This is a genomic window from Pedobacter ghigonis, assembly GCF_903166585.1.
Taxonomy (GTDB): Bacteria; Bacteroidota; Bacteroidia; order Sphingobacteriales; family Sphingobacteriaceae; genus Pedobacter; species Pedobacter ghigonis.
Map to the genome: position 1 here is coordinate 109,425 of NZ_CAESCM010000008.1, position 13,427 is coordinate 122,851.

General features: G+C 42.8%; 8 protein-coding genes. 2 read left to right on the forward strand and 6 right to left on the reverse strand.

Annotation, left to right across the window (positions count from 1 at the left end; genetic code table 11):
* Positions 1-10: 10 nt before the first annotated feature.
* Genes HWV58_RS13035 through spt form a run of 3 tightly spaced genes read right to left on the reverse strand, consistent with a single transcriptional unit; the run spans position 11 to position 3,320 of the window.
* Positions 11-1,000, reverse strand: coding sequence for an NAD-dependent epimerase/dehydratase family protein (locus HWV58_RS13035; protein WP_175634521.1), 990 nt, complete (start codon positions 998-1,000; stop codon positions 11-13).
* Positions 997-2,118 (reverse strand): hypothetical protein, encoded by a 1,122-nt coding sequence (locus tag HWV58_RS13040; RefSeq protein ID WP_175634522.1) that lies wholly within the window; start codon positions 2,116-2,118, stop codon positions 997-999. Before HWV58_RS13040 ends, HWV58_RS13035 begins: the two co-directional genes overlap by 4 nt.
* On the reverse strand, positions 2,115-3,320 hold the full coding sequence (gene spt / locus HWV58_RS13045; protein ID WP_175634523.1) for a serine palmitoyltransferase: 1,206 nt from the start codon (positions 3,318-3,320) through the stop codon (positions 2,115-2,117). The genes HWV58_RS13040 and spt overlap by 4 nt, the downstream gene beginning before the upstream one ends.
* 519 nt (positions 3,321-3,839) lie before the next feature.
* On the opposite strand from spt, the gene HWV58_RS13050 reads away from it, so the two are divergent.
* Entirely contained in the window at positions 3,840-4,733 is an 894-nt protein-coding gene (locus HWV58_RS13050; RefSeq protein ID WP_175634524.1) for an AraC family transcriptional regulator, read from the forward strand.
* Positions 4,734-5,050: 317 nt separating this feature from the next.
* On the opposite strand, the gene HWV58_RS13055 is transcribed toward HWV58_RS13050, so the two are convergent.
* The 3 genes from HWV58_RS13055 to HWV58_RS13065 are packed head-to-tail and all read right to left on the reverse strand — an operon-like array spanning position 5,051 to position 11,307.
* The gene (locus tag HWV58_RS13055; protein WP_175634525.1) at positions 5,051-6,436 is read right to left on the reverse strand and encodes an arylsulfatase; all 1,386 of its coding nucleotides are present in this window, start codon (positions 6,434-6,436) and stop codon (positions 5,051-5,053) included.
* Positions 6,437-6,450: 14 nt separating this feature from the next.
* Entirely contained in the window at positions 6,451-7,941 is a 1,491-nt protein-coding gene (locus tag HWV58_RS13060; protein ID WP_175634526.1) for a RagB/SusD family nutrient uptake outer membrane protein, read from the reverse strand.
* A gap of 9 nt (positions 7,942-7,950) precedes the next feature.
* Positions 7,951-11,307 carry a SusC/RagA family TonB-linked outer membrane protein gene (locus HWV58_RS13065; RefSeq protein WP_235972725.1) on the reverse strand — a complete coding sequence of 1,119 codons (3,357 nt, stop codon included), beginning with the start codon at positions 11,305-11,307 and terminating at the stop codon, positions 7,951-7,953.
* 826 nt (positions 11,308-12,133) lie between these two features.
* Here HWV58_RS13065 and HWV58_RS13070 point away from each other — a divergent pair.
* On the forward strand, positions 12,134-13,345 hold the full coding sequence (locus HWV58_RS13070; protein ID WP_175634527.1) for a helix-turn-helix domain-containing protein: 1,212 nt from the start codon (positions 12,134-12,136) through the stop codon (positions 13,343-13,345).
* Positions 13,346-13,427 lie beyond the last annotated feature (82 nt).

Consider the following 13,427-nt stretch of genomic DNA (forward strand, 5'->3'; position numbering starts at 1 on the left):
ATTTAAATACTTATAACCATTTGTTAATCTGATACCATTTTATTGTTTCTTCTAAACCCTGTTGCAGCTGGTATCGCGGACTGTAACCGAGGTCGTTTTTAATATTTTGAATGTCGCAGCTCCAGTTAATGCCGGTAAGCTCGTTCACTTTATCGATGTTTAGTGTTGGCATTTTACGGATCAGCTTATACCCTTTTTCAAGGCTCCAGGCAATCCCTTTAATTAGCGGCAGCGGCACCTGTACTTTAAATGTGCTCTTTTGCATAATCGCCCTTGCATGTTCAGCAAAAGTCGACCGGCCATAAACGTGTCCATCAGAAACATTGTAACTTTTGTTAACCACTGCCGATTGCAGCGAACTGACCATAATTTGAGCCAGGTCTTTTACGTAAACAAAGCTGAGTTGCTGCTCTTTATCGCCCATGTACAGCTCCAGTCCCCTGTTTATGGCTTTAATTACCATCAATATTTCGCGCTCACGCGGGCCGTACACCGCCGTTGGCCGAAACACCAGCCAGGGCAGCTTATCAATATGATGCAAATAGGTTTCGGCCAAAGCTTTGCTTTTTCCATAATGGGTTACCGGGTTTGATGCTCCATTATCGCTTAATTGACTGCCTGTCTTTTTTAATGGCCCCAATGCAGCGAGGCTACTTACAAACACAAACTTTTCTACCTGATGTGCTGCCTGCGCTACCGCAATGGCCAGGTTACGGGTATAGCCCGCATTGTATTTATGGTACTGATCGAGGTTTTCGGCTTTGGTTACTGCTGCAGCGTGGATCACATAATTGTATTTATACTCCTGCACATGCTTCGCCATCTGGTAAATCGATTCGAAATCGAGCTCCACGAAATTGATCCCTAAACCTTGCAAATGTACGGTTTTGCTCGATTTGCGAACATTGGCAAACACTTCAAGCCCCTCTGCCAAGGCAGCTTCAATTAAATGAAAGCCAACAAAACCTGTAGCACCGGTAATTAAAATCCGCTTTTTCATAGGTTTCTTTCCAGAATTCGATACTTACGGTACAGTTTTCCGCCAATATCTTCAATGGGCCTGTTTACCATATCGTTGTGGTCGAGTGTCCAGCTGGCTTCGGCATATTTCATTTTCTTTTCCAAAAAATGCCTGATAATTTCACCATACAAACAGGCTTCAATCCCCATCTTCCGGTAACCATCTACCACACCAAGCAGCATGATCCTGATGCCATCTATCTTCTTTTTATTGGCCAGTAACTTAATCAGCCCGGTTGGAAACAACCTTCCCCTTTTAATCTTGATCAGCACCTGATTGATATCGGGTATGGCCAGTGCAAAGCCCACAATCTTGCCATCCTGCTCGGCCATGATGCAGAATTTAGGATCGAGGATTAGTTTAAGGTCGTTGGCGGTGTATTCAAATTCAGCATCGCTCATGGGCACAAAACCCAGGTTTTTATCCCAGGCACGGTTATACACCTCGCGTAAGGCATCGCGTTCCTCAGCAAATTTTTTCATGTTGATGGTACGGATGGTGATGTTATTTCTTAACAGCCTTTCTTTAATCCGATCCATCAGCTTAAGCGACCTGTCGCTATAATTCCCGGCGGTATAGCGATATGCGCGCAGATCTACATTTTTTACATAGCCCATTTTTTCGAGCAGTGGCAAATAATAAGGTGCGTTGTAAGGCATCATGGCTACCGGCGGCCCGTCAAAACCTTCGATCAATAAACCGCAAACCTCGTTGGTAGAGAAATTTACAGGACCAAGTACCCGCGTAAGCTGCCTTGCTTCCAGCCATTGATGTACCGTATGGATTAATTGTTTAGCTGCCGCCTCATCATTTATACAATCGAAAAAGCCGAAAAAACCATCTGTTGCATCATAAACCTCATTGTGGCGGGTATTTTCGATGGCTGCAATGCGCCCTACAATTTCATTTTCATCTATCAGTAAAAAAAGCGCAATGGTAGAATGTTTAAAAAACGGGTGTTTGCCTGGGGTAAGTAAATCTCTTTGGGCAATAAAAAGTTCGGGCACATAATTGGGGTCGCCGGCATAGAGCGTATGCGGAAAATCGATAAAGGCCTTTAAATCTTTTTTATCCGAAACTGGCTTAATTACCCTCATAACCTCACGTTTAACAGGTTAACATTAACCGCAACAAAAGCCGCTTTCAATTTCTCAACAGCCGTTTCTATTTGCTCAAAACTATGTGTTGCCATAAGCGAAAAGCGAATCAGCGAAGAATCGGAAGGCACTGCCGGCGATACCACCGGATTAACGAAGATGCCATTCTCCTGCAAGATGTTCGTGATCATAAAAGTGGCCGTATTATCCCTGATGTAGACCGGAATAATGGGGCTGTTGCTGTGGCCGATATCAAATCCGGCATCTAACAAAAGCTGTTTAGCATAATTGGTATTGGCCCAAAGTTTATCAATACGTTCGGGTTCTCTTTCGATAATATCGAGTGCCGCAATAACACTGGCTACAGCCGAAGGCGGCATACTTGCACTAAACATCAGCGAACGGGCCCGGTGCTTAATAAACTCGATGGTTTCGGTATTGCCAGCAATAAAGCCACCTAACGAAGCCAGAGATTTACTGAAGGTTCCCATAATGAGGTCTACCTGGTTGGTAAGGTTAAAATGAGATGCGGTACCTGCCCCGTTAAAACCAATTACCCCCAAACTGTGCGCATCATCCATCATGATGTTTGCGCCAAACTCGTCGGCTATTTCGACCATTTCGGGTAAATTAACCAAATCGCCTTCCATGCTAAAAATACCGTCAGAAACGATGAGTTTGGCCGAATCGGCCGGTAAGCGGCTCAGTTTGCTCCGCAAATCATCCATATCGTTATGGGCGTATTTTATCGTCCTCGAAAAGGAAAGCCTGCTTCCATCAATAATCGAGGCATGGTCGTACTCATCCAGAATGAGGTAATCGTTCCGATCGAGCAGGCAGGAAATTACCCCAAGGTTTACCTGAAAGCCCGTACTAAACAGTACTGCCGCATCCTTACCCACGTAAGCTGCAAGCCGTTGCTCCAGCTCCAGGTGAATATCGAGTGAACCATTTAAAAAGCGCGAACCTGCACAACCTGTACCATACTTATCAATGGCATTTTTCGAAGCCTGTTTAATTTCGGGGTGATTGGTAAGCCCCAAATAGGAGTTAGAGCCAAACATGAGCACTTTTTTCCCGTTAATAACCACCTCGGTATCCTGAGCCGATTCAATTGACCTGAAATATGGGTACAATCCTTTTTCTTTTATAAGTGTTGCATCTTTAAATGAAGCAATTCTATCCTGTAGTTTTTTACGCATGCCGAATGCTGTTATTCTGTCTTGGTTTAAGCATATCATTTTACACCAAACGCATCAATTCCATTAGCAAAAAGCCGCTAGCCTTTACTTTTATCTGATGTTTTGTTAACACAATTTTAACGCAGAATCTGACCTAAAAAAAGGTTGAAAGGTGGGATATATTGGTCAAAAAGGTGGATCGGTTGAATATGACATTTAGATGAGTTGACCGTTCTACTATCTGACTTTTTAAATAAAATAGTAAAATTCAAAAAACCACCTTAAAAACACCACAAAAACTACAATAAACAATATAAAACACTAATTTTTAATAAATTAAGAAACAAAACACCATCACTAAAAATTAATCAAATGATTGGTTTTTGATCAGATTTTCGTCAAATTTTTAAAAAATAATAAAAAATTATGCGTCGAAACATACATTTGAAGGCAGGAAAAACCGGGCGTTTTCAGCACAAGCCGAAACGCAAAAACCTAAACGATTTAAACGACTAATTAGACTAATAATTTAACACCAGCATGGGACAATTGCATCCGGTCAAAAAGCCATCATCATCAGGTTATCCTGATACCCTAACGGGCATTGAGCTTATGGTGTCGATATACAATAGTGCCAGCGGAAGTGATTGTCCTAAATCGCCTTTCCGGTCTACCGATTTCGGGATTTTAATGGTAAAAAAGGGAAGCCTGAAAATAAAAATCAATTTTGTAGAGTATACTTTAAACTACCGCGATATTTTATGTATGATGCCCGATCATATTTACGAAATACCCGAAGAACCCAATGCCACCGTTATTTTTACGCATTTCAATAAAAGCTATCTTGCACGTAAGGGCATATTTTTTAATATCGCCGAAACTTACAAGATATTTAACGGGCAGGAACTGTTAAAGTTTTCGCTCTCAAAAGCCGAATATGAGCAGGTACTGGCCGATATGATGGCGCTTCAAAACCGGCTTTCCATTTCAAAACACACCCGCCATATCGACGATATTATACACAATAGCTTCTTATCTATTGTATATGATATTTTTTTACTGAACGAAAAGCAAAAGAAACTACCTTCATCCGCAATAAACAGCAAAGTAGAACTTACCAATCGGTTTTTATCGCTGGTAGCGGAGCGTTTCAAAATAGAAAAACGGGTAATTTATTATGCAAACTGCCTGCACATTACCCCAAGGCATCTTTCTCAGGTTGTTAAACAGGTTACCGGCCGATCGGCCGGAGAACATATAGACGATTTTGTTATCAGGGAAGCTAAATTATTGCTTACCGGGCATGTGCTGAACATTTCGGAAATTGCCGAAGAACTTCATTTCAGCAATCCTTCCTTTTTTGGAAAATACTTTAAAAAACATGCGGGTTTATCACCGCTATCGTTTAAAAGGGATAATAATATTGCCTTATAACTCACAAACAGGTAAGCTATAAGGCATTATTAACATAGATCTTATTAGCACCATGCATTACCAACTGGCTAAGCCAAAGCACTGCATCTCCGTTTTACTCAAAACCGGCATAACAAATTTTTCGGTTTGCACTAATCACGCCAAACCAGTGACTTTGAAAGAAAAATTTTAAGCCGGTGTTTTTTGTTTTTTTCACACCTCATTATGTTTTCAACTGCGTTCAAGCTGCCTATGCCGGTCTTTTTGACACCAAAAAGAAAGCCCGTCCGGCTAGGACAAAGAAATTGCCATTTACAATAAATTTCCAATTACATTTTCTATTTTACCGTCCAGTAAGGCGAATCCGTTCTTGCTGTTAAAAGATAATCTTCTATTTTCTTAACAATATCCGGATGGGCTGCCGCCACATCTTTTGTCTCGCCAATATCGGTCTTCAAATCGTAAAGCTCCAGTTTATGATGTCTTTTTACACCTTTCCACCAGCCATAACGAACACCTTGTTCAAAGCCCAGCTCAAAAAACTCCCAATACAGAAAACGGTCTGTTTTTGGTTTAACGCCTTTAAGTACGGGGTAAATACTGGCTCCATCGGTTTTAAATCCACTGGTTTTACCTGCAATTTCGCCAAATGTGGGCATAATATCGGGAAAGTACCCGGGCACATCGCTCGTTTTAGGGGCGTTTTTAATAAATGGTGCCCATGCAATAAAAGGAATACGGATTCCACCATCATACATATCTCTTTTATAACCTTTAAGCGGACCGTTCGAATCAAAAAACTCGGATACGGCCTTCAGCTGACTGGTGGGTTCTGACCTCGGCCCATTATCGGAAGCAAAAAAGACGATCGTATTTTCCGATAAACCACTTTTAACCAAATAATCTTTAATCTTACCCACCGATTGGTCCATGTAATACACCATGGCAGCATAAGTCTTCATATCTTCCGGCCAGTTTTTATTTTTATAAATGGCCTGGTCCGGCACATCGAGTGGCGAATGCGGATTGTTAAAGTTCAGCATCAAAAAGAAAGGCTTTTTACTGTCTTTTTGCGTTTTCAGGTAAGCCAATGCCTCATCTGTACAGATATTGGTTTCGTAATAGCCCTTTCTGGCATTGGTATTGGGCTCAACCGTTACGAGTTTTCCGTTAACATAACGGTGGTCGGGCCAATAGGTACTGGCGTAGGTTTCCGGTACATTGATAAGCCAGCCCGAAAACTTATCGAAGCCCCTTTGCAATGGTGTAGCCAGCGAATCGTAACCATCAACATGCCATTTCCCTACCAGCGAGGTATTGTATCCGGCATCCTGCATCAGGTTGCCAATGGTATAATCGTTCGGTGTAAGGTTTGCTCTGTACACCACATTTTTCCCTTTTTTACCCGGAAGGCCGCCTTGCTCTGTTGCATTGCCCCTGATGGTAGCATGCCCGGTATTGAGACCGGTAAGGATAGAACCCCTTGAAGGTGAACAAACTGGTGCCCCGGCATAAAATTCGGTAAAGCGTGTCCCTTCTCTGGCCAGTTTATCGATATTGGGTGTAAGTATCTGTTTTTGTCCGTAAACACCCACATCGCCATAACCGAGATCATCGGCCAGAATAAAAACAATATTGGGTTTCTGCCCTGGTCTTCGCTGGGCGACAGCTAATCCGCTAAAAAGGATGGAGAAACCTGCTATAATTAAACTTTTTCTGATCATTTCGTAAATATAAATTAATTGTAGCCGGGATTTTGCACATAAAGTCCGGGAGCAGTCTGAATTTCTGATGCCGGCACCGGATAAATAACGTAACTCGGCACAATTTCATTGATTTTGGTAATTGCATCGGCAATTCTCCAGGCATTCATTTGCGAAATGGCCAATCCTTCGCGCACCAGATCGTTCCAACGTAAACCTTCGCCTAAAAACTCTCTCTGCCGTTCCTGCATCAGGGTTTGGATATTTACATTGGATAATGCGCCTACCCCTGCCCTGGCCCTTACCTGGTTTACCGCAGCATCCACATCGGCCTGCGTACCCGGAGCGCCATGCAAGATACACTCTGCTTTCATGAGTAATATATCGGTATACCGCAGCACAATAAAATTAACAGACCAGTCTCTTCCCGACAGGCCTTTTTTAGCCACATCGATATATTTTTTAATAAATGGACCCGGTGTGTAACTGGTAGCCACATTAAAAGGATACCTGATATCTGTTCCGCTCACAGTATTGGTGGTATAGGCAGTTACTAAACTTTTAGCCACCGGAAAAGTACTTGCCCCATAGCCATTCCCATAACTATTAGAAATGCCATTGCTGGTCCAGTAAGCTACTGGGACCAAATGCGACGGGAAACCAGCACCGTTTAAACTCGACGCAAACTGCACATCGAAAACGACTTCGCTATTGTTCTCGTTGGTATAAGAAAATATAGATGAATAATTATTGGCAAAACTGTAAGGACTACCGGTAAGTACGGCGTCGAACTGGGCAGCGGCCTTATTGTATTCGTTGCTGTTTAGCCCCGGCCCGTTTATACCGTAAGTTGGGCCTGATTTGGTGAGGTAAACCAATCCCAATAGTCCTTTTGCCGCATACGATGTAGGCCTGCCCAGATCGGCACCGGTAAAGGTTGAAGGCAAATTGGTGGCCGCATATTGCAGGTCCGATTCAATCAATGCATACACATCAGCCACCGGGCTCCTCGGTATCGTTGCCACCTCGGCAGCACTCTTTACTGTCGAAATTAATGGCACCTGACCAAAAGTCCTGACCAAAGAGAAATAATAAAACGCCCTTAAAAACCGTACTTCGGCAGTGTAACGCGTAGCATTTGCAGCCGTAAGCACACTCCCTTTGGTTTCGAGGGCAGCCAGCACGGTATTTGCATTATAAATACCATTAAAATTGGCTTTCCAGGCAGTTGATATAAAGCCTGTGGTGGTAATACTTGGGGTAAAATTATTAATTCCATCCCAGTCGCGGTTACCATCGGAGGTTGCATTGATGTTATCGCTGCGCATTTCGCCCAGCCACAATGCCTGACTGGGGTAATTATTTAATTGCGAATAAACCCCATTTACCGCCTGAAGAAAGTCGTTATTGTTGGTAAAAAAGTTTTCGGTTGCTAAGCTCGACTCTGGTGTTTGATTTAACTGTTTTTCGCAACTGGTTATTAGCAGCAATGCGGAGAACAGGGTTAAGTATATTTTCGTTTTCATCTTATCTTACTAAAAGCCAATGTTTATACCAATTGAAGCAGTTTTACTTAATGGCGCAGAACCATAATCGCCCGATATGGCGTAACTGGCATCGCCACTTACATTTGTATTTTGTGCTTCGGGATTTGCCCCACCTTTATATTTATCGTGAGAGAAGTAGTTTTCCAGGGCAATAAAGATCCTTGCTGAAGAAATACCCGGTGTTTTGATTAAACCTTTCAGGTTATAACCCAAAGTAATATTCTGCACCCGTAAAAAATCGCTCGAATAAACCCAGTCAGAGGTTACGTTAGGATAAGTATAACTTGCGCCCAATTTACCTCTCGGAGCATCTGGGTTGGGATCTGCGGCACTCCATCGGTCTCTCCACACCCCTAGCACATTTGCCGTAGTGCTGCCCGAAAAATCAATTGCTCTGCCGAGGTAAGAAAGTATCGATCCGCCGTGCTGGCCATATAACTGTATACCGAGATCAAAATTTCCGTACTTGAAATTGTTTGTCCAGCCCCAGGTATATTTAGGTGAAGGCTGGCCACCAATTACCCGGTCTGCAGCACTGATTTTTCCGTCGCCGTTGGCATCAACATACTTTGCATCGCCCACTTTCTGACCAGACACTTTGGCCACGGCAGAATTCGCAAGATCAGCGGCAGTTAAAATTCCGTCTGTTTTGGTAATGTAATAGCTAAATGCGGGCAACCCTTCGCGCAATAAGTAAGGCGCATTGCTACCACTGTAGGCAGAAGCAATTTCAATATCGGCATGTGTTGGCCCAAGCTCGGTTACCGTATTTTTATTGAAGGCAATATTGGCGTTCATTGACCAGGTAAAACTGGCTGTTTTTACGTTTACGGTATTCAAACCGAACTCCAGTCCTTTGTTTACCACAGCACCAATGTTTTGCAGGCTGGTACTAAAACCACTTGCCGATAATACAGGCAGATTCAACAACAGGTCGGTATTCTTTTTATGATAAGCATCGAAAGTAAAATTGATCCTGTTGGCCAAAAGACTTAAATCTATACCCAAATCGTATGTATTGGAGGTTTCCCATTTCAACGCTTTATTGGCAAGGCCCGATACCACCTGGCCTGTAGCCGTGGTAGGTGTATTGCCTCCAAAAACGTAATTCGAATTTACCAGCGTACTGATGGCATTGTAATCACCAATATTGTTATTGCCCGATTTACCCCAGCTTAAGCGCAGTTTCAGCTCATTAATGGCTTTAACATCCTTAAGAAAAGATTCTTCTGAAATTTTCCATCCGGCCGATATCGAAGGAAAGGTTCCCCAGCGATTTTCGGAGCCAAACTTAGATGAAGCATCTCTTCTGAGGGTACCCGATAAGAGGTATTTATCTTTAAAGGCGTATTGCAATCTGCTGTAATACGAAAACAGGGTATTATTTGCCGCAGTTGAAGTTCCGGTAGTGGTTACCCCTGCCGAGTTGGCAATGGCGTTACTTAAGGTTTTAATGATATCGTTGGCAAAACCTCCGGCGGTAACCAGGCTCACCCCTTCTGTATGCACAATATTGTACGACACACCGGCAATGGCCGATATTTTATGCAGGCCAGCGATTGTGGTGGTGTAATTCAAAGTATTTTCATTCAGGAAATTCTGTTTTTTGGTTACCGCATAAGAACCAGTAGAGTAAAGGCCCGGATTGGTTAATAATGCCGAAGCCGCGCCAACCGTAACCTGATCGGAAGTATATCTTGAAGTATTGCGATCTACATTATCGTAGTTTACACTCGATCTGAGTGATAAGCCTTTTACAATCTGATAGTCGGCATAGATGGAAGCCAGTAATCTGGAAGTTTTAATTTTATTGATGGCCGTTTCGAGATAAGCATAGGGGCTGATGAGCCTCGGACTTGCCCAGGTATAGGTACTGTTCCCATAAGCACCAGAATTTAATCCGGCATTGCTTTCAACCACGGGCACCATTTGCAGGGCATTCATCAACTGATTATCTTTTCCCTCTCCCGGAGGCGCATTGTTAACTGAATATGATGGTGCCAGATTGATTCCGAATTTAAGTTTTTTACTGGCATTAGCCTCAACATTGGCCCTTATACCGTAATTCTTAAAGTTGGAATTAATTAGTGTTCCATTTTGGTTAAGCACATTGCCGGAGATAAAATAACTTACATTTTCGGAGCCTCCGCTGGCCGAAACCTCATAGTTTTGGTAGGGTGCACGAGTAAAGATCGCATCCTGCCAGTCTACATAATCAAGTCCGGGGTGCCCGGCCTGTGCCCAGCGCGGATCAGTCATGTAAGTGGTATTAATCGTTCCTGCGGCCAACCCCAAAATCGCCGCGCGTTCTGCATTGGTTTGACTACTTGTTCTGCCTGTACCAGAAGCCACCCAGGCGTTGTTAGCTAATTCAGTAGCCTGGGCCACCCATTCATCGGCACTGAGCATATCAATTTTCCGCGCTATAGTACTGATGCCTGCATTGGCGTTTACACTAATTTTAGCTTTACCTATAATCCCTTTCTTGGTTGTAATAATTACCACTCCGTTTGCTGCACGCGAACCGTAAATGGCTCCTGCTGCTGCATCTTTCAGCACCTGCACACTTTCGATATCGTTTGGATTAAGGTTATCGAGCGGACTGTTGGCAATACCGCCGGCACCATTTTGGCTGGCTACATCTAAAGGAAAACCATCTAACACGTAAAGCGGCTCGTTACCCGCAGTAATTGAGCCTGCACCACGCACCTGAATGCTTAAACCTGCACCAGGCGTAGCACTTTGCTGCCTTACCTGTACACCCGCCATCTGACCAATTAGCGCCTGTTCTACCCGTGATATAGGTTTTTCTTCTACTGCTTTGGCATTAAAGGAGGCCACAGCCCCCAATACATCGCTTTTTCTTTGGCTACCATAGCCCACTACTAGCACTTCTTCGAGCTTACTTTGATCGGGATCGAGTTTTACCGATACCGGCTGACCATTGCAAACAAGTTCTTTTGTTTTGTAACCTACATACGTGAAAACTAAAGTTGGCTGGCTCAGATCGGTAGCAAGCTGAAATTCGCCATCGGGATTGGTTGAAAACACCTGAGTAGTTCCTTTAACCCTAACGCTTACGCCAGGTAAAGGCAGGTTCTTTTCGTCGGTTACTTTCCCCTTAATGGTAATTGCCTTCAGCTTTACTCCCGAAACCGGATTAAAAGCCGCACCAGCCACATTCAAATGATTGGGGAAATTAATATTTGGTTGCTCACCGTTTATTTTTGCCGAGGCCGGTATAATGGCAGCAATCAGGAGCATTCCTGTTAAGCCGGGCAATAAAAATGTTTTGGAAAAGTGGGCACTATGCGAGTCCTTCCAGGACTTTCCGCGTATTTTCATAATGGATATTGGTTTATGCCAATCATGATTTTGCAACAAGCTTCATCAGCATGAAAAGTTCTCGCACAGAATTCATAATTTTAGCATGATCATTGAATAAATTGACCGGATGCAACGCCAATTGATCTCCGGTTAAATGGTCGAATTTGTGGGAGAGTGCAGCAATGCACTCTCCCTTTATATTAATCGTGTAATTATCTGTTGTTTGCGCACTCCTTTCTATACCAGGGTATCATATTTAATATTTTGTGTTAGCCTAAACCACCATATTTTGGGTGGCAGTGTTATTTTATCGCACTATAGATGTAGACAAGATCATACACCATTTGAACATGAATCAGTTTCGGCAAAAGGCCGAAAAACGACTTCAGGTTATACCAGAGAGCGGAACAGCAGCAGAGGTATCATTTTCGACAACTATAATCTATATTAAATCTATCGTATTAGTAGTCAAAATTATATTATCCTAACATACCCTACAAACTTTTAGCAAATTTTACGATTTTGATAATTTTTAGACTTCCGGTAACGATGGCATAAAAAATTATGGCAACAAAAATTATTCGATTTACAAAGGATTGCTTTTTTAAGACATGAAATGTAACCTATCCACATACTCATTTATCTGCAATTCGGAACGATCCATTCCTTTCCATGCAATTTTACCTTCACAATGTGCCAAAATGGGCAATTTGTGGCGAAAATACCCCCGATACGAATAGCCATTGCCTTTTTCCATATACAAAACAAGCCGATATGGTTGTAAATAAATTCGTACAGCGCTATTTTCTAACAAAGCTTTATATTGGCTGGAAATATGCAGTTTTTGAATCTTTTAGTCAGCACCTGCTGCCTTTTTCTGCTTCTATTCTCTATAAATCTGTTTTTTGCCAAAAAAGGGAATAAAACACTCAATATTTTACTTTCACTTTTATTTTTTGCCCGTTTCGGCCAGATCTTAATTTCTGCGCTCATTGCTGCCGAAAAACCGGTAACACTGGTATATGTCTTCCAGGCTTTTACCCCGCTTTATTATGCCGCACCGGCCTGTTTTTACCTGTATATTTCGGGCTTTATCGATAAAAGTACCGCTTTACGCAAGTGGCAGTGGTTACATTTCATCCCTGCGTTGTTAGCACTCATCCATGTACTGCCCTGGAATGGCTGGCCTGAGCTCGACTGGACCAACATTCCGAAACAGCTGGCCGATAATGGCTATTTTTCGCTTAAAACCCAAACGGGACTATTCCCTAACTATTTTCATTACACCTTACGCCCTATTCTGGTATTCAGTTATTTGTGTTTGGCCTGGGTGCATTATTACCGAAAAATGGACAAAACAACCAAAACGGATGAACCCGGAAAGCGATGGATTGTTTTCTTTCTTCGGGTAGCCACGTTTTTTCAGTTGTTAAGCTTAACTCCCGTTATTTTAAGGGGGCTGCATATCTCCTACACCCAGCCCTCATTTGTAATTATCAATTGCTTGTCGTTACTATTCCTGGTATTGTATGCCCTGCACAAACCGTACATTTTTTATGGTTATTTGCTCGTGTCGGTAGATCTGGATAAAAAAAATATGCGGGAGCAGTTTGAACCCGATGTAGCCCTTACGGAGGCTACAAACCCAAACTTGCAGACTTTAAAGGATGAACAAATTGCAAAACCCGCAAAAAAGGTAAACTTATCAGAAGAACAGCTGGCCGAGCTCTCTCAATCTATGGAAAACCTGATGGAACAGGAACAACTTTACCTGCTTCACGATTTTCAGATTATTGATCTGGCAGCAAAGCTCAATATTCCTGTTCACCATTGTTCCTATATCATCAACAATACAATTGGCAAAAATTTTCGCGACTGGATAAACGGTTACAGGGTGGCTCATTTTTTAGTCCAGCACCCCATCAAAAGCGACAAGTTAACCATCGAGGCCATTGCATCTGAATCGGGCTTTAAAAGTCTGGCTACTTTTTACAATGCTTTCAAAAAAGAAAAGGGTGTTATGCCTACCAACTATTTCAACAAAGAATTGAGCTAAAAAGCCCCTTTTTGGCCTGTTTTTGGTCTAACGGCTGAATAGTTAGAGGCCGATTGCCCTTCAATAGCGGGCAATTCTGGCA

Bases quoted from the DNA above. Each gene is read 5' to 3' on its own strand.
- HWV58_RS13060 (WP_175634526.1), bottom strand. From the start codon at position 7,941: ATGAAAACGAAAATATACTTAACCCTGTTCTCCGCATTGCTGCTAATA.
- HWV58_RS13065 (WP_235972725.1), bottom strand. From the start codon at position 11,307: ATGAAAATACGCGGAAAGTCCTGGAAGGACTCGCATAGTGCCCACTTT.
- HWV58_RS13035 (WP_175634521.1), bottom strand. From the start codon at position 1,000: ATGAAAAAGCGGATTTTAATTACCGGTGCTACAGGTTTTGTTGGCTTT.
- spt (WP_175634523.1), bottom strand. From the start codon at position 3,320: ATGCGTAAAAAACTACAGGATAGAATTGCTTCATTTAAAGATGCAACA.
- HWV58_RS13050 (WP_175634524.1), top strand. From the start codon at position 3,840: ATGGGACAATTGCATCCGGTCAAAAAGCCATCATCATCAGGTTATCCT.
- HWV58_RS13055 (WP_175634525.1), bottom strand. From the start codon at position 6,436: ATGATCAGAAAAAGTTTAATTATAGCAGGTTTCTCCATCCTTTTTAGC.
- HWV58_RS13040 (WP_175634522.1), bottom strand. From the start codon at position 2,118: ATGAGGGTAATTAAGCCAGTTTCGGATAAAAAAGATTTAAAGGCCTTT.